Source organism: Rhodococcus sp. 05-2256-B1, assembly GCF_002258465.1.
Classification (GTDB): Bacteria; Actinomycetota; Actinomycetes; order Mycobacteriales; family Mycobacteriaceae; genus Rhodococcoides; species Rhodococcoides fascians.
Map to the genome: position 1 here is coordinate 44,652 of NZ_NOZA01000017.1, position 17,046 is coordinate 61,697.

Genomic DNA, 17,046 nt, shown 5'->3' on the forward strand with positions numbered 1-17,046 from the left:
CCTACTTCTTGGCCTTGGCCTTGGCTGCCCGCTTACGAGCAGGCTTGTCGGGGACTGCAGGCGGGATGTTCGACGCCATCACAGCGGGGGCACGATCCCAGGCTCGGTGCAGTCCGACCGCAGCGAACAACGCGTCGTTGAACGCTTTCACCGCTGTCTCGCCGATGACGACGCCTGCGTCGTCGGCACCGATTCCGGCTTGCTCGAGCAGTGTCGCTCCGTCGCCCCAGGCACCCATCGCTTTGCAATGACGGAATGCTTCCTGCAGCAGCAGGATCAGCTTGATGTCGTTCGTCGGCGTTGTTCCGCCCGCGACGACAAAGGCGTCGAACTCGATCGAACGAACTGTCAGGAATGTTCGCTCGACCACCTGAGTGCGCATGCCTTTGCCGAGGATGCCGCCGGCCGCAGCGATGACGTGCACTGTGGCACCGCGGCGCGCGGCTGCCGTCCGTAGCTTGCCGATTCCGGACAGGTCCGATCCGGCGTCGGCGATGACGCCGATCTTGCGTCCGGCAATCGGTCCCGGAGCCTCGACGATCTGAGACAGTGCGGGGGAGAGCAATACGTCCTCAGCGGGTGTGCCGACAGGTGCAGGCAGGCCTAGGCCGGCGGCGACGCGCTCGCACAGATCGGCGTCGACGTTCGAGAGAACCTCGAGCTCACGTTCCTTGATCGATTGCTCGAACACTTTGCCCAACTCGAAGGTGAATGCCTCGACGAGATGATCCTGCTCGACGGCACTGAGGCTGCGATAGAACATGGTGGGCTGAGTGAAGTGATCGTCGAAGGATGCGGGATTCGCCCGTACAGCGCGGCCCTCGATGAGGCGTTCCGTTTGCACGTAACCGCGGTCCTTCTCACCTGCTACCGCTGGTTCTCCGTCGTCGACGGAGTTGCCGAGGTACGGGGCAAGGCCGGTGTGAACGGCGGTCTGGTGCATACCGTCTCGCAGCATGTCGTTGACAGGTGCATGCGGTCGGTTGATCGGCAGTTGCGAGAAATTGGGGCCGCCGAGACGCGTAATCTGGGTGTCCAGGTAAGAGAACAGACGCGCCTGCATCAGTGGGTCGTTGGTGACTTCGATGCCCGGCACCAGGTGGCCCGTGTGGAACGCGACCTGCTCGGTTTCGGCGAAGTAGTTCGTGGGGTTCGCGTCGAGGGTGAGCTTGCCGATGGGTTGCACCGGAACCAGTTCTTCGGGAACGATTTTCGTGGGATCGAGCAGATCGATTCCCTCGTAGGTCTCGGTGCCGTCATCGGGCATGACCTGGATTCCGAATTCGTATTCCAGTGGGGCACCGGCCTTGATGCCGTCGGACATGTCCCGTCGATGGAAGTCCGGATCGACGCCCGCTGCGATCTGGGCTTCCTCCCACACCAGCGAGTGCACTCCGGCAAGCGGCTTCCAATGAAATTTCACGAGCCTGGTCTCGCCGTTCTCGGCGACGAGGCGGAACGTGTGGACGCCGAAGCCTTCCATCGTGCGATACGAGCGCGGGATACCTCGATCGCTCATGTTCCACATGACGTGGTGAGTTGCCTCGGTGTGCAGCGAGACGAAGTCCCAGAACGAGTCGTGTGCCGACTGAGCCTGCGGCAGTTCGATATCGGGCTGCGGTTTGCCGGCGTGAATGATGTCCGGGAACTTGATGCCGTCCTGGATGAAGAAGACGGGCATGTTGTTTCCGACCAGGTCGAAGGTTCCTTCGTCGGTGTAGAACTTGACCGCGAAACCGCGGGTGTCGCGGACGGTGTCGGCGGAACCACGCGATCCGAGAACGGTCGAGAATCGCACGAAAACCGGTGTCCGCTTACCCTTCTGGGCCAGGAATCCTGCCTTGGTCACGGTCTTCGCCGACCCATAGGACTCGAACGTTCCATGTGCGGCGGCACCGCGTGCGTGCACGACGCGCTCCGGAATCCGCTCGTGGTCGAAGTGGGTGATCTTCTCGCGAAGATGGAAGTCCTCGAGCAACGTCGGGCCTCGATCGCCCGCCTTGAGCGAATGATCGGTGTCGGGTAGACGTACGCCTTGCGCAGTGGTCAGGAAATCACCGGTTTGGGCTCTCGTATCGCGAGCTCCGGTCGGGCCGTTGGGTGCCGGCGACGATTGATCCGGGCGAGGGATGGGTGGCATGTTCGGCCTTCTTTCGTTGTTGGAGCTGTCAACTCGGACGTTCGTGGTCGATGGACGGTGGGCTTCGATGTCACGCGCTTCCCGGGTCGTCGTAGAACAAGCCGTCCCCGCGGACGATGTCGAACGCGAGGGAGGAGATCGAGCGGGCATCGGCGTAGGCACGGGCACGCAGCCGCGCGGTTGCCTCGTCCATCGACACATGCAGACGTTCGGCCAACACACCGACCGCAATGTTGATGTCGGACCGAGCGAAGCGAAATGCGCCCTCGGGTGGTCGAAGTGTCGACTCGTCGAAAAAATTCGGTCGGGCTGCCACTTCTCCGACGACGATGTCACCGAGGGTCGACGCCGCAGCCTGGGCAGCGGCGATCTGTTGTGTCGTCATCGTTCCCGACTTTTGGGTGTAGAGCTCGAGGACCCCGAGTCGCGCACCACCACTGAACAATGGGAACGCGTACACCCCATGCACGTCGAGCTCCTGAAGAACTTCCGACGCGAACGACGGCCATCCCGTGGTATCGGGCCGATTACCGATGTCAGGGTGTAGTTGCGGCTCCCCGGTGACGAAGGCATCGATACAGGGGCCCTCGCCGGTGGTGAATTGGAGCTCGTCGATCCGGGCTGCTTCGGAGTTCGTGGCGTACAGCAGATCCCGAGCATCGGCATCGTCGGTGAGGATGGCGACCGCGGCTCCGTCCACGCCGGCGTCGGTCACACACCTCTTGCTGACTCGTGCAACCCCCTCCAGATGGTGTCCGTACATCGATGCGCTGAAGCTATCGGAGTCCGGGGCGTGGGCGCGTCGGGACTCTTCCGTATTTTCTTCCTCGGCCACGTTGCCCTGCCTCTCTGTGTCATTCGAACCGCCACACCGGATCAGCGCACCACGCGGAACTGTTTCATCGATCGGTCGGTGGCGTCCGGGATGTTCACGGAGTTCGGTTGTGTTCCTCCCGCAATTTGCGACCCTCTTCGACAGCCTGCGCATCCTTTTCGTCGTTCTTGTCCGATACCCGGGTATCGCGGGGCGGCAGTTGCAGGCGTTCTTCGGCGACGATGCCGGCCTGGAGTTGGCGGCCGCGTTCGAGTTCGGAGTCCAGTTCGGCACCGAACAGCAAGGCCAAGTTGGTGATCCACAGCCACAGCAGGAACACGATGGCTCCGGCGAGGGAGCCGTAGGTCTTGTTGTAGCTGGAGAAGTTGGCGACATAGAAGCCAAATGCGACGGTGGCAAGAATCCATACGATGATGCCGACCGCGGCACCGGAACTGATCCATTTGAACTTGGGCTGCTGCACATTCGGCGTTGCGTAGTACAGAATCGCGACCGCGAGTACCACCACGATCAGGACCAGCGGCCAGCGTGCGATGTTCCAGATCGTCAGTGCGGTGTCGCCCAGTCCGACGGCGTCGCCCACAGCTTTGGCCACGGGGCCACTGATGGCCAGCATGACGGCGGCGAGCGCAATCAGGGTCAAGGCAATGAGCGTGACCAGAAGCATCACGGGGCGCAGCTTCCAGATGGGCCGTCCCTCGTCCACCTCGTACATGCGGTTCATCGCACGGCCGAATGCGCCGACGTAGCCGGAGGCAGACCACAGTGCGCCTGCGATACCGATGATCAACGCGAATCCGGCAGTGGGCGCTTGGACGAGTTGTTCGATGGTGGGACGCAACGTGTCGACAGCGGATTGCGGACCGAGATCGCCGACGATCTGCAGCACACCGTCGACCGTGGCCTGTCCCTGGCCGAACACACCCAGCAACGACACGATGGCCAGGATGGCGGGGAAGAGCGAGAGCACGGCGTAGTAAGTCAACGCGGCTGCGAGGTCGGTGCACTGATCCCGGGAGAACTCACGGGCAGTCTTCTTCAGAACATAGATCCACGACGGCTTGGTCAGATCGGCGGGTGAATCCGCTTTGCGCGGATCGTCCGGATCTGCCTCGGTGGGTGCGGGTGATGCTGCTGAATCGGCCATGGCGATCGCATACCCGGGGTTTTTCGGTGGAAACCGGGAAATGCGACCGCCATGACGGTCGTTCGATTCGGCCGTCAGTTCACTTCGTTGCGCTCGTGCTCGGTACGCGCGTCGAGGTCGCTGTCATCGAGATGCTTCGGCGTCTTGGCGTGCTCTTTGTGGTCGGGGTGAGCTTCCTCGGTGGGGATCATGACATCGTCGAGGGTCGGTTCGTTGTTTTCACTCATGGTGATTCGATGCCCGGGAGAATGGCGGCTCAAACTCCTGAGCCGGTGTGGTTTCGATCGAAGTGCAGGGGGCACTTCGACTGTGGTCGATTTTCGGAGGTAGAGATGCGAACTGTAGTGATCGGCGCGACCGGCAATGTCGGCACCGCCCTGCTGCGAAGGCTCACCGACGAGCATCCGGGCAATTCCATTGTCGCCGTAGCGAGGCGTCCGCCGAGCCTCAATCCTTTTGCCGAGCAGGTCGACTGGGTTCCGCTTGATCTCACCGGCGAACACGCACCGTACGAGCTACGCGCGTTGTGCCGCGGCGCAGACGCAGTGGTTCATCTGGCCATCGCCTTCCAGCCGATGCGTGATCGCGATTATCTGCGGGCAGTCAATGTCGACGCAGTGCGCACGGTGGCAACTGCCTGTGCGGACGCAGGAGTTCCTCATCTGGTGCACATGTCTTCCGGCGGGGTATACGCACCAGGGGCGTACGGCGAGAAGGTCGACGAGTCGTGGCCGAGAACGGGGGTGTCTTCGTCGACGTACAGCATGGACAAGGCCGCCGCCGAGGATGTGCTCGACGAGTTCGAGGCAGCGCATCCCGATGTCGCGGTCGCTCGAATCAGGCCGGGCCTGATCGGGCAGTACGAGTTCGGAAGTGCGCTGCTGCGTTACGCCCTGCCCGATCTCGTGCCGTCGGCAATCGTCGATCATCTTCCGATCCTGCCCATCGACAGGTCGTTCGCTGTTCCGGCCGCACACAGCGACGATGTCGCCGATGCCATCGTGCGAGTGCTGGATAGGCGTGCAACCGGGCCCTACAACCTCGGCGGCCCGACGCCCGTGCGAGCCCACGACGTGGCCGACGCGTTCGGTGCGCGCATCGTGCCCGTGCCCTCTCGGGTGTTGTCCGCTGCTGCGCGCCTCGGCTTCGAGACCCACGTGTCCGCAGTCCATCACGGTTGGGTCGATCTCGCGTTCGCCACCCCGATGTTGAACACCGACCGCGCTCGACGGGACCTGGACTGGACTCCGCGAATCGATGGTCCGGACGTGGCCCGAGAGGTCATTCAGGGTATGCGCGACAACGCGGGTGCGTCCACCACGTCCCTGCGCTCGCGTACTGCGAAGGACCGCCTGCGAGCCTTCGGTCGACGGGGATTCATTTCTCGCGCGAAAAGGCCGTGAACACGACAGGTTCGACGCCGGGGCAGGTGTAAATTCCCGCCCATGGCATGTCGAATCAGCGAATTGGTACTCGAAGGTCGCGATCCCGAGGCCTTGGCATCGTTCTGGTGTGAGGTGTTGGACTTCGTCGTATTGGACAGGGAGGGTGACGGTTCCGTCGAGATCGGTGCGCGCGACGGTTTCGGCGGCTCGCAGCCGACCATCATCTTCGTCCCCAGCGAGAATCCCGAGCCGGCGAAACCTCGGCTGCACATCGACGTCAATGCAACCGATCGAGATCAGGACGCCGAGCTCGAACGACTGCTCACCCTCGGTGCCCGACGAGTGGATATCGGCCAGACCGGCCAGGAGTCGTGGCACGTGCTGGCGGATCCGGAAGGCAACGAATTCTGTTTGCTGCGTCCAAGACTCAGTCCCGTGTGACGGTACTGTCCTGGCGGTGATCGGCACCCGTCGACCGTCTGGACCAGTAGCTGGCCAGCAGCGATCCGGATACGTTGTGCCACACCGAGAAGATCGCCGCGGGGAGTGCTGCAGCGGGTGAGAAGTGGACCGAGGCCAGTGCCGCTGCCAAGCCGGAGTTCTGCATACCGACTTCGATGCTGATCGCGCGGCGGCTGGCGACATCGAGTCCACATGCCCTACCAATTCCGTAGCCCACGGCGAGCCCCAGCGAGTTGTGCAGCACGACGGCAGCGACGATGAGGGCACCGATCGACAGCAGGGTCGGCGCGCTGGCGGACACCACGAGGACAACCACAGCGGTGATTCCGGCAACCGAGACGAGCGGCAAGGCGTCGAGCATGCGATCGATGACCCTCGGGAACAGAAGTCGCAGTACGACTCCCAGTACGACGGGTACCAGCACGATCTGCAGGATCGAGACGAACAATCCGCCTGCATCGACCGGCAGGTATTCGCCGGCGAGCCATAGCACCAGCAGTGGTGTGAGTATGGGCGCGAGGAGTGTGGACACCGACGTCATCGCCACCGACAGTGCGGTGTCACCCTTGGCCAGGTAGACCATCACATTGGACGCGGTGCCGCCCGGTGCGGAGCCGACGAGCACCATCCCGGCGGTGAGCGCAGCGGACAGACCCAGGACATTCGCAATTCCGAGACCGAGGAGCGGCATCGCGATGAACTGCGCTGCGACGCCGAGCAGCAATGCCCATGGGCGGCGTGCCACCACGGCGAAGTCGGAGAGCCGCAACGTCATTCCCATGCCGAGCATGATGATCGACAACAACCACGGAACCGCGGGTGTCCCGCCGCTGAACGTGTCGGGGGTGATCAAGGCCAGAGCGCCCGCCGCGACGACGATCAGGGCAAACCATTTGCCGGTGAATTCGCTGACGGTCTTCAGCTGGGGCATGTGGAGACTCCAAAGGTGGTGGTCGAGGCGTCGGGAAGTCTAGCCCGATTCTGTACTCGGACTGTTCCAGTAGCCGAAAAGCCTTGACCGGCCGGTGCTCACGACGGAGGAGCGATGGTCGTCGACAACTCCAGCAGATGTGTGCGGGTGAGCGTGTGTGCGCGGTGCTCGTCGCGTGCGGCGATAGCCTCGACGACGTGTGTGTGGGCGTCGTGGTCTGTGTCCTCTCCGAACACGCCCTTGATCTTCAGCATGTCGATCATGGCGGTCCGTAGCCGCGGAGCCATGGAGTCGAAGAGTTCGAGCAGGATGTCGTTGTGCGACGCGACCACGATGGAGCGGTGAAAAGCCATGTCCGCCTCCACCAGATCGACCGCGTCGGCGCGGGCGGTGTTGCGTAGCTCGAGTGAGCGACGGATCGCGTCGAGGTCGGCGGGAGTGCGTCGGGCTGCGGCGAGAGCTGCTGCCTCACCTTCGATGGCGAGGCGGGCTTCGAGGACCGCGGTGATGTGTGCGCGCTGGAGAACTCTGTCCCAGTCCGTCCGCGCCTCGTCGATCGATTCGACAAAGACTCCTGATCCCTGCCGGGTGACTAGGATTCCGCGCCCCGCCAGTTGTCTGATGGCCTCGCGCATCGTCGATCGGCCGACGTCGAACATGGGGGCAAGGGTCGTTTCACCTGGCAGTTTGGTGCCGACCGGCCACTCACCGGACTGAATTTTGGCATGCAGCAGCGCGGCGGCCTGATCGGCCAACGACGTTCGGCGTATCGCGGTCACAAACGAAGATTACTCCTCAGCTTGTCTGAGGAGTGATGCTACATTGCTCGCATGCGTACAGATTTCCCCACTCTGTCCACTCCCGCCGGACCCGTTCCCGCCGGCGCGCCCACCTGGAATCGGCAGCGGCACTCCCAGATGCCGTCGCATCGTTACCGTGACGTCTACGCCAAGGTCGACATTCCGCTGACCAAGCGTCGCTGGCCGGAGCGACGGTTGACCGAGGCACCGCTGTGGGTGCCGGTCGATCTGCGCGACGGCAACCAAGCGTTGACGGAGCCGATGGATCCTGCCCGCAAGAAGCAGTTCTTCGAGTTGATGGTTGCGATGGGCTACAAGGAAATCGAAGTCGGGTATCCATCGGCATCGCAGACCGATTTCGATTTCGTGCGGCTGCTGGCACACACCGATCTGGCACCCGACGACGTCACCGTGGTCGTCTTTACCCCGGCGCGACGCGACCTGATCGAGCGAACCGTGGAGTCGATCCGCGGAATCACCAACGACGTCGTGATCCACATGTACACCGCCACGGCTCCTACGTGGCGCGAGGTCGTGCTCGGCCGGGAGGCCAACGAGCTTCGCTCACTGATACTTTCGGGCGCAGCCGACGTTCTCGAACTTGCCGGCGACCTGCCCAACGTGCGATTCGAGTTCTCACCCGAGGTCTTCAATCTCACCGAACCCGACTACGTCCTCGATGTCTGCGATGCGGTGACGACTCTGTGGGACGCGACGCAGCAGCGGCCGGTCATCCTGAATTTGCCTGCCACAGTGGAGGTCGCGACGCCGAATGTCTATGCGGACCAGATCGAGTACATGAACGACAACCTTGCGCGACGAGACAGCGTGATCCTGTCGGTGCATCCACACAACGACCGCGGGACGGGCATTGCCTGCGCCGAGCTGGCTGTCCTGGCCGGAGCGCAGCGGGTGGAGGGCTGCGTATTCGGTAACGGCGAGCGCACCGGAAACGTCGACATCGCCACTCTCGCATTGAATTTGCACGCTCAGGGTGTCGATCCGATGATCGACTTCTCCGACATCGATCAGATTCGACGCACCGTCGAATACTGCAACCAGCTCGAGATTCACCCGCGGCATCCGTATGTCGGCGACCTCGTACACACCGCCTTCAGCGGTACGCACCAGGACGCCATCAGGAAGGGTTTCGTCGAGCATCGCACTCGGGCGCTGAGCGAAGGCCGTTCCGAGCGGGACATCGAATGGCGGGTGCCGTACCTGCCGATCGACCCCGACGACATCGGTCGCTCGTACGACGCGGTCATTCGCGTGAATTCGCAATCGGGCAAGGGAGGAATCGCGTATCTCCTCGAAACCCACTACGGCATCGAACTTCCGCGTCGCCTGCAGATCGACCTCGCCCGACATGTGCAGGCCCGCACGGATTCTGTCGGTACCGAACTGTCGGCCGAGCAACTCTGGGACGTCTTCCAGGAGGTGTACATCGGTGTCGACGAACCCGACGTAACCCTGATCGGTTTCGACTCTCACGACGACGACGGGTCCGCCGACACCTGCATCACGTTGAAGATCGACGGCACGTCCTTCGAGACATCACACACGGGAGTCGGACCCGTCGAGGCGCTCGTCGACGCGTTGTCTGCTCATGGCAGGCACGTGGACATCCTCGGTCTGACGCAGACGAGTGTGCGAGCCGGCAACGACAGTGATGCTGTCTCGATGCTCGAATATCGCACTGCCACTGGGCCTCGATGGGCGGCAGGGATCGATCGCTCCGTTCTGTCCGCCACCGTCGACGCGGTTCTTCGGGCGGCCAATGCGTCGACCTAGCGGGACGACGTGCTCGGCAGCGATCGTCGTCCACCGCATGTGGGTGGCTGATCAGCGCAACATGTCGAGTATGCGGGGCAGGGCGTCGTCGACGGTTGCGGCAATGACGTCGTAATGAGTGGCACCGGGCACGGGCAGGTAGGTCACGTCGCGGATGCCCTGTGCCACCAGTTCCGCAGCGAGGGCGGTCGTCAGAGCCGGCGGCACGACGGTATCGGCCAGCCCCTGCTCGATGGTCACCGGCCGTGTGTAACCGGTGGTCGGCACGGATAGGTAGTCGCGGATAGCCGAGGTCATGGCGGGGTTGGACAGCGGTCGAGCCAGGAGTTGTTGTGGTGCAACACCATCGACTTTCTGTCGTAGGTCGCTGATGCAATTGTCTTCTGCGTGCGCCAGGTAGTCGCGCCCCAGTTCGCTGAGGTAGCTGTTCACGTCGAGATCCGGCCGAGAATCCCTGAGCCCGTACAGGACGTAGATCAGAGTGGCCGTGATGTTGTCGAGAGGTGCGATCCGGGGAGTGGTGGGCGAGAGCAGCGGAAGGACGGCTTCGAGGTTCGACGACGGTGCAAACGACATCACCCCGCGAAAGTCCGACCGTTCTCCGTAGATGTCGGCGCGAGCCCCGGTGGTGAGTGCGGCCGCGCCGCCCTGAGAGTGTCCGGCGGCAACCCAGGTGTGCGACAGCTCGGGTAGTTCGTCTGCGGCAGCGCTGACGATGTCGGTGACGGCGTTCGCCTCCGAGATGCTGTTCAGGTAGTGGTGGGCGTCGGTGGTTCCGAGTCCGATGTAATCCGTCGAGACAACGGCCGTGCCGCTTCGTAGCAGCTGGGTGAGCAGGGGCTTGGACAGCTCGACGGCCATGGGGTCCTCGGCAGCACCGTCGTCGAGTGCTGTGCTCATGGCGCATGAATCACCCACGCCGACGGTCCCTTTGGCCCACGACACGACCGGCCATCCTCCCGGCGGTGGTGTGCCGAAGGGGAGGTAGACCTGCCCGCGGGCAATCGCGGCTCGGCCGTGCTCGTCGGTGGTTGCGTAGGACAGTGCGTAACCCGCTTCGGCACCGTCGATCAATCGCGGAAGCACATCGATGGACGGTGCCGGTGCCGGTGCCGCGTCAGCGATGGGGGTGAGAAGTCCCGCGCCGCCCAACACTGCCACCGCTGCAGGCAGAATCAAGATGGTGCGAATCTTCATGGCTTCCTTCGGTTCGACCGTCCATGGCGACGTTCTGCCCGAACCCGCCCCGCAGGCAGAGTACACAGGGGCGCAGCTGAAACTGGTCTGAATAGAACGAGACCAATCGGACTTGTTCTGGCAGAATCGACAACTACGCCGGGGTGCGGCCGCAACCGAAGGACGACCAACACATGACGTCACCGTGAACAAGCTAGCGACGGTGGCACTGCTGATCCTGTTGGGTGCAGCCGGAACGTTCAACGGAATGTCGTTGACCTCCGACCCCACCGGGCGGTCACTCGGCTTGGATGTCGACATGCTCCCTGCGTGGCATACCTGGGACTACCGCATCTCCGGGCTGTTCGTGTTGATTTTTCTCGGACTCGGATCGTTGATCTCGGTTGCTGCTGTGCTCGTCGATGCGTACGACGCTCCGACGTGTGTCGTGTTCGTGGGGTTGGTGACCATCGGGTGGGTGGTGTGGCAGATCCTCGTACTCGATATCGACGCGCCCCGCGCCCAAATCCCCCTCACCCTGTTGGGGGTCGCGTTGACCATCCTCGCGATCGGCCAATTCCGCGCGCGTGCCCGCGACCGCAGCCGGCAGTAGTTACACGCCGACTGATCCGAGGAGCGCGTCTCCCGGATCGACGACCGCCACGACGGCAGCGACGAAGAGCAGCGCCATCCCGATCGTCATCACCGCGCCGAGTGAACCGAGGGTGACGAACATTCGACGGCGAGCAGCGGCTGTCGTGTCCGTCGCCGCGTACCGACGGAACGCGATCACGGTTCCGGCACCGACAACGGCGATCACCACACCCGTCGCGACGATCACCGCCCAGTTGTAGTGCTCGACCTGCGTGAGCAGCTCGAGCATAGGCGGCCTCGTATCTCCGCTCTGCACACCGTTGTCGATCAGTGACTGCGCCGCCTTGCCGTCCGCGTTGTCGTCGGAGAGCATCGGAAGCAGCGCGACGACGGGAGCGACCGTCGACTGGATGTTGATGACGGCCACGAACACCGAAAACAGCGACAGCACGGTCGAAGTACTCGCAGCGATCACGTAACCCATGCCGGCAGCCAGGGATCGCCTCCACAGCGTCGCCGCCAGCAGGCCCAGAACGGCGGTCAGCAGTACCGAGATGACGATCTTGATGGCGTGCCACGCGAACCAGTAGTCCACCATCTCCGCCAGCCCGGGAGGAAAGGTGCGAACACCGCTGCCCCAGTACTCGACCAATCCACGGCCGAGCAGCTCGCTCATGGCGGACTGATCCTGGAACTGGGGATAACTTCCGCGCAGCAGAGCAGCCGGTCGGAGAATGAACGCGGCTACCAATAATGCCCCTGCACATGCCAACAGAACGATCGACCAGCGGCCGCGTGGGATGGACTTACTCATCGGATGGCTCCTTTCCGCACGAGAGTCAATCACCGAGAGCTCGGGCGCACATCCCTCTGTAGGACTAGATCGAGGAGCAGTGAGCCACCGATTGTCCCGAACTTCACCGAAACGGCGGCCTGTGGTCCATACTCTCGCTATGGTCAATGTAAGTGTGACGACGGGTTACGTCATTGCTCAGTCGGAAAGCGGAGGCGCGGCGCTGGACCAGGTCTTCGGTATGACGGCAGCCGCGGCCGTCGTGTCGTTGTTTCTGCTGTACCTGGCATTCATGCACCGCACTCGCCGCATCACGTGGTTGGCGAGGCTGGCGGACTACGCGGGATCGAAACTGAACTTGCCCGGCTGGGCTGCGTTGCCTCTGGTCCTGTTCGTTTCGACGATCCTGACGGCATTCTTCGGGTTCATCTGGGACGTCAGCCTGCACATCGGACGAGGGCGCGATGAGGGACCACTGGCCAACCCGGCCCACTACTTCATCCTGGTCGGCTTGTTCTTCCTGTTCATCGCGGGCGCGCTGGCGATCATTCTGCCGCTCGACGAGAAGCCCGGTCGCGCGGCCGTCAAGATCACCCGCACCTGGTACGCGCCCACGGGCGGTCTGCTGATCGCGGGCAGTGGACTGTATGCGCTCATCGGTTTTCCGTTGGACGACATCTGGCACCGCATCTTCGGCCAGGACGTCACGCTGTGGGGGCCGACGCACCTGATGCTGATCGGCGGTGCCGGTCTGTCTCTGATCGGCGTCCTGCTGCTCGAGCACGAAGGCAGACTGGCGCTCGCCGCAGCACGGCAGACCTCCCCCGACGAGGTGGACGAAACTGCGCAGGGCCCCAGGCGCTCGGTGTTGTCCTGGATTCTCAAGGCCAGCGCCTTCGGTGGCCTCCTCATCGGACTGTCGGTGTTCCAGATCGAATTCGACTTCGGAGTCGAGCAGTTCCGGTTGGTGTTCCAACCGATGCTCATCGTCGGTGCCGGCGCGTTCGCACTCGTCGCCGCACGACTTGTCGTGGGACGGGGCGCGACTCTGTTCGTCGTCGCATTTGCCGCGGTCATTCGCGAGCTGACGGCATTCGTCGTCGGTCCAGTTCTGGGTGAACCGCACAACGTCTTCGCGCTGTTCCTCGGGATCGCGGTGGTGGTCGAACTCGTCGGTCTCACTCCGCTCGTGGTGCACAGACTTCGATTCGGAATGCTCGCAGGATTCGCTGCCGCAACCGTGGGCCTGTGGCTCGAATTATTGTGGATCGACGCGGTATTCGTCTACCCGTGGCCGACGTCGATGTGGGTCGAGGCGCTTGCGATGGCAGTACCCGTCGGCGTCATGTGTGGGCTGACGGCGGGACTGTTCGCGCAACTGCTCAGCGGTGACGGGCTGCCGGCACCTGCCGTCCGGCGCACGATCGTCGTCGCGTTGGTACTCGTACTCGGCGGCGCGACAGCCAACGGTTTGATGATTGATGTACCGGAAAACGCAACGGCGACGGTCACTCTCGCCGATGCCGCGCCGCAGGACGGTGGCCGGATGGTGACGGCGACGGTCCGTCTCGATCCAGCCGATCTGGTGTCCGACGACCCCGAGTGGGTGGCGATCCTGGCATGGCAGGGAGCCGGCGATACTCTGCGTGGTCTGGTCGTCGATCGTCTCGAACGGACCGGGCCCGGGATGTATCAGTCGACCCGTCCGGTTCCGGCGCACGGAACGTGGAAGACGTTCCTGCGTATCCAGGACGGTCGAACGTTGACCGGAACGCCGATCTTCATGGCGGCCGATCCCGGCATCGGCGCATCCGAGGTCTCGGCCGACGCCCAGTTCACACGGCAGCTGCAGAGCGAGACCGCTCTGCTGCAGCGTGAGCGGAGCTTCGATCACCCGGCGTGGCTGTTCGGTGCCGCATCACTGGTTGTGCTCGTCTGCACTCTGGCATTGATCTGGGCTCTGTCGTGGGGCGCAGTGCGCATCAGTACCGAGACCCCGGGAGCATCGGTGTCCCGCAGGACGCTGGATTCGAGCTCCGTATGACGGCAGCATCAGACGTCGTCTATCTCGCCGATCACTCTGTGGTTCTGGCCATTCCGGCAGTCGCGCCTGCGTTGATCATCGTGGCCGCGGTGCTGTACGTCGTCAGGAAGGACCGCCGGGCGGAGCGCGCAGAGAAACTCGAACAAGAAGGAGAGCACTGACATGGGACCGTCGCCAGTGCGGGCAGCGATCATCGGATGTGCAGCGGTGGCGTTGGTGGCCGGCTGCGGATCGTCGTCCGGCGGTACCTCGCCCAGTACAGCAGAACCGGTGCCCAGCACCGACTCCGCCGCGTCGGTGTCCGCGCAGCCCGATACCCTGCAGATGAATCTGTCGATCGACGGCGGGACGGTCGAACCGACCAATCAACGCCTCGACGCGTCTGTGGGGCAGACGATTTCGATGTTGATCACCAGTGATATCACCGACGAACTACACGTGCATTCGGTTCCCGAGCACACCTTCGAGATCGAGCCGGGCAAAGATCAGCTGTTCACGTTCACCGTCGATGTGCCCGGACAGGTGGATATCGAACTGCACCACAGCGACCGCACTGTCGCCACGCTCGTCGTTCGTCCGTGATTCTCGCCCACGGCCTCGGCGGATCGACCGATCTGCCGATCCCGGTCACCTACGCCCTGATCGGAGGGGCGTGGGCGCTGGCGGCGTCGTTCGTGCTGCTGCTGTTCGCGTGGCGTCGCCCCAGACTCGACCCCACGCGTGTCGTCGTGGCGTTGCCGCGCACGACGGTGGTGGCCGATTCGGCGCTCGTCCGGGGACTCATCGGGACGTTGTCGGTGCTGCTGGCGGGCACTGCCGCCGCAGCATCGGTGTGGGGGCCACAGGATTCCAGCAACGCGTTGCTCGGCACCTTCTACGTTCTGGTGTGGGTGGGCATCGTTCCGGCGTCACTATTGTTCGGGCCGTTCTGGCGAATCGTGTCTCCGATGCGGGCACTACACCGGGTCGTGTGCGGACTGTTGCGTCGTTCGACGTCGGCGGCAATCGTCCCGTATCGACGCGAATGGGGCTGCGTACCAGCAGTTGTCGGTCTCTTCGCGTTCGTCTGGCTCGAACTGGCCTCACCCGACTCGGGCTCGGTACCGGCTGTTCGTCTGTGGTGCGCGGTGTACGTCGTGTCGATGGCGGTCGGTGCGGCGATCTTCGGCAACGAATGGTTCTCTCGTGCAGACCCTTTCGAGGTATACAGCGACACGGTATCTCGGTTGTCTCCACTCACCCGAGATGCCGCGTCCGGCGTGCTGGCGCTGCGGTCTCCGCTCGACGGTGCGGTGAGCCTGCCGGTGCAGCGGGGATCAGTGGCCGTGCTTGCCGTTCTGCTCGGGTCCACCGCCTTCGACAGCATCGGGCAGATACCGGCATGGCGTTCGTTGGTCGACGAATCCGCTCTCGGATCGGTGCCGACCAGAACTCTCGGGTTGATTGCCGTCATCTGCGTTGTCGGAGCGGCGTTCTGGTCTGCGGCCCGTGCCACCGGGGGAGTGTCGCGTGTTCGCCGTACCGCGCTTCCAGGGCTCCTGGCCCATTCCCTGATTCCGATCGTGGTGGGTTACATGACGGCTCACTACCTCACGTACTTCGTCGAAAAGGGCCAGCAGACAATCATTTCGCTATCGGATCCATTGGGCAACGGAGCGAATGTACTCGGGCTGCAGGATGCATCGGTCTCCTACGTCCTGTCCAACCACCCGTCGGTCGTCGCCGGCATCGCCGTCCTGGCGGTCGTGGTGGGGCACCTGGTGGGCATCACCCTCGCCCACGACGCGTCGCTGCGAACACTGCCGAAAGAGCACGCGGCTACCGGACAGCTCGCCATGATGGTCGTGATGGTGCTCTACACGTTCGGTGGATTGTTCCTGCTGTTCGGTGCGTGATCGGGCCGTCCGCGCCGGACCCTGACAATCGTCACTGCGGCCAGCACCAGCCCAGCGAGTGTGAGGAAGTCGGACTCGGTGAGACCTCTCTCTGCGTCGACCACGTACAAAGTTCTGCCTTCGATGGGGGCGTTGAAGAACAGCCACAGCACCGAGACGACGCCCAGTGATATCGCCGCGGGCCAGGACGGCCTGGCCAGAGACCATGCTGCTGAGGCGAATACGGCGTTCATCAGAACGAGGGCATGGAACGGATCGATAGATGGCACCGGTACATCATGACGGAGTGCGTGCCAGACGACGACACCCCGAGCTCAGCGTTCACCGCGACAGAAAACCCGCGCTTCGGGATCTGCCGAGGGGTCTGGCACGAAGTCGGCACAATCTTTCATGACGGGCAGACCCTGGTAGTCGGCCAGTTGCGGACATACATATGCCAGTGCCGAATAGACAAGAAGATCGAACTGGGCTGCCTGATCACCAGCAATCGACGGGGCCGCCCGATCGGTGGGATGCAGTTGCTCCCACATCTGGCGGACTCCGGAACCGGCGACCGAGTTGCACGCTGCGCGTCCATACTGTGCAACCTGGCCTCGGAGGGCGCGGAACTCGACCCCCGAGTGCAGCTGCCCGTCGTTGATGGGCAGACCGCACACTGCACGTGAGAAGGCTGCATCTCCGCCGCTCGGAACTTCGTCGTTCGGCCCTAGCTGCCACTCCGTGCGCTTGTCCTCGGCGAGTTCTGCAGGTGATGGGAACGATTGATCCGGGTAGGCGGCACGCTGGTCGTCGAACACCGTCTGCCAATAGGTGACGTAATCGTCCTCGGTGATGTTCGGCTGGTCGGAGTCGGTGCATACAGCGGTTTGGTCGACGGGGGCGTTGGTAGGAGCGGTCGTGTAATAACGCTCAGCGGTCGGTGGCGTTGTGCTGGGTGGGGCCTCAGCAGGGACACCGCAAGCGGATGCGGCTACTGCTGCCGCAATCGCGATTATCGACCGCCTCATGTCGGCAAACCCTAACAGCGGTGATCAGTTCGCTCTTGACACC

At 63.4% G+C, this 17,046-nt stretch carries 18 protein-coding genes; 8 read left to right on the forward strand and 10 right to left on the reverse strand.

Translation table 11 applies throughout. The features are described from left to right. Window position 1: 1 nt before the first annotated feature. From CH285_RS08460 to CH285_RS27850, 4 genes are all read right to left on the reverse strand, one after another. Window positions 2–2,140, reverse strand: coding sequence for a catalase (locus CH285_RS08460; protein WP_094643317.1), 2,139 nt, complete (start codon window positions 2,138–2,140; stop codon window positions 2–4). 70 nt (window positions 2,141–2,210) lie between these two features. After that, window positions 2,211–2,855, reverse strand: a complete 645-nt coding sequence (locus tag CH285_RS08465) for a GAF and ANTAR domain-containing protein (protein ID WP_176458428.1) — start codon at window positions 2,853–2,855, stop codon at window positions 2,211–2,213. 214 nt (window positions 2,856–3,069) lie between these two features. Next, a complete protein-coding gene (locus tag CH285_RS08470) occupies window positions 3,070–4,122 on the reverse strand; it encodes a YihY/virulence factor BrkB family protein (RefSeq protein WP_032367019.1) in 1,053 nt (350 codons plus the stop codon). 74 nt (window positions 4,123–4,196) lie between these two features. Continuing rightward, on the reverse strand, window positions 4,197–4,349 hold the full coding sequence (locus CH285_RS27850; RefSeq protein ID WP_167326464.1) for a hypothetical protein: 153 nt from the start codon (window positions 4,347–4,349) through the stop codon (window positions 4,197–4,199). A gap of 105 nt (window positions 4,350–4,454) precedes the next feature. On the opposite strand from CH285_RS27850, the gene CH285_RS08475 reads away from it, so the two are divergent. After that, window positions 4,455–5,525 (forward strand): NAD-dependent epimerase/dehydratase family protein, encoded by a 1,071-nt coding sequence (locus CH285_RS08475; RefSeq protein WP_094643319.1) that lies wholly within the window; start codon window positions 4,455–4,457, stop codon window positions 5,523–5,525. 42 nt (window positions 5,526–5,567) lie between these two features. Beyond that, entirely contained in the window at window positions 5,568–5,948 is a 381-nt protein-coding gene (locus tag CH285_RS08480; protein WP_027495469.1) for a VOC family protein, read from the forward strand. On the opposite strand, the gene CH285_RS08485 is transcribed toward CH285_RS08480, so the two are convergent. Further along, window positions 5,935–6,900, reverse strand: coding sequence for a bile acid:sodium symporter family protein (locus CH285_RS08485; RefSeq protein WP_094643320.1), 966 nt, complete (start codon window positions 6,898–6,900; stop codon window positions 5,935–5,937). The two genes, CH285_RS08480 and CH285_RS08485, sit on opposite strands and share 14 nt — an antisense overlap. 98 nt (window positions 6,901–6,998) lie before the next feature. Further along, entirely contained in the window at window positions 6,999–7,679 is a 681-nt protein-coding gene (locus CH285_RS08490) for a FadR/GntR family transcriptional regulator (protein WP_094643321.1), read from the reverse strand. A 51-nt stretch (window positions 7,680–7,730) separates the two neighbouring features. On the opposite strand from CH285_RS08490, the gene CH285_RS08495 reads away from it, so the two are divergent. Then, a complete protein-coding gene (locus tag CH285_RS08495) occupies window positions 7,731–9,494 on the forward strand; it encodes a 2-isopropylmalate synthase (RefSeq protein WP_176458429.1) in 1,764 nt (587 codons plus the stop codon). 51 nt (window positions 9,495–9,545) lie between these two features. Here CH285_RS08495 and CH285_RS08500 read toward each other — a convergent pair whose 3' ends face one another. After that, the gene (locus CH285_RS08500) at window positions 9,546–10,691 is read right to left on the reverse strand and encodes an alpha/beta fold hydrolase (protein WP_094643323.1); all 1,146 of its coding nucleotides are present in this window, start codon (window positions 10,689–10,691) and stop codon (window positions 9,546–9,548) included. Window positions 10,692–10,875: 184 nt separating this feature from the next. On the opposite strand from CH285_RS08500, the gene CH285_RS08505 reads away from it, so the two are divergent. Further along, entirely contained in the window at window positions 10,876–11,283 is a 408-nt protein-coding gene (locus CH285_RS08505; RefSeq protein WP_052057446.1) for a hypothetical protein, read from the forward strand. On the opposite strand, the gene CH285_RS08510 is transcribed toward CH285_RS08505, so the two are convergent. Then, window positions 11,284–12,078 carry a hypothetical protein gene (locus tag CH285_RS08510; RefSeq protein ID WP_141214917.1) on the reverse strand — a complete coding sequence of 265 codons (795 nt, stop codon included), beginning with the start codon at window positions 12,076–12,078 and terminating at the stop codon, window positions 11,284–11,286. A 139-nt stretch (window positions 12,079–12,217) separates the two neighbouring features. Here CH285_RS08510 and CH285_RS08515 point away from each other — a divergent pair, with 139 nt between their 5' ends. Genes CH285_RS08515 through CH285_RS08525 form a run of 4 tightly spaced genes read left to right on the forward strand, consistent with a single transcriptional unit; the run spans window position 12,218 to window position 15,996 of the window. After that, window positions 12,218–14,101 carry a hypothetical protein gene (locus tag CH285_RS08515; protein WP_094643325.1) on the forward strand — a complete coding sequence of 628 codons (1,884 nt, stop codon included), beginning with the start codon at window positions 12,218–12,220 and terminating at the stop codon, window positions 14,099–14,101. Continuing rightward, on the forward strand, window positions 14,098–14,262 hold the full coding sequence (locus tag CH285_RS27855) for a hypothetical protein (protein ID WP_167326471.1): 165 nt from the start codon (window positions 14,098–14,100) through the stop codon (window positions 14,260–14,262). Before CH285_RS08515 ends, CH285_RS27855 begins: the two co-directional genes overlap by 4 nt. 1 nt (window position 14,263) lies before the next feature. Beyond that, window positions 14,264–14,683, forward strand: coding sequence for a hypothetical protein (locus CH285_RS08520; RefSeq protein WP_094643326.1), 420 nt, complete (start codon window positions 14,264–14,266; stop codon window positions 14,681–14,683). After that, window positions 14,680–15,996 (forward strand): hypothetical protein, encoded by a 1,317-nt coding sequence (locus CH285_RS08525; RefSeq protein WP_094643327.1) that lies wholly within the window; start codon window positions 14,680–14,682, stop codon window positions 15,994–15,996. Before CH285_RS08520 ends, CH285_RS08525 begins: the two co-directional genes overlap by 4 nt. Here CH285_RS08525 and CH285_RS08530 read toward each other — a convergent pair. Together CH285_RS08530 and CH285_RS08535 are read right to left on the reverse strand one after the other, a co-directional pair. Continuing rightward, a complete protein-coding gene (locus CH285_RS08530) occupies window positions 15,957–16,265 on the reverse strand; it encodes a hypothetical protein (RefSeq protein ID WP_027495481.1) in 309 nt (102 codons plus the stop codon). The genes CH285_RS08525 and CH285_RS08530 overlap by 40 nt on opposite strands. A 45-nt stretch (window positions 16,266–16,310) precedes the next feature. Continuing rightward, window positions 16,311–17,003, reverse strand: coding sequence for a hypothetical protein (locus CH285_RS08535; RefSeq protein ID WP_141214918.1), 693 nt, complete (start codon window positions 17,001–17,003; stop codon window positions 16,311–16,313). Between the last annotated feature and the right edge of the window lie 43 nt (window positions 17,004–17,046).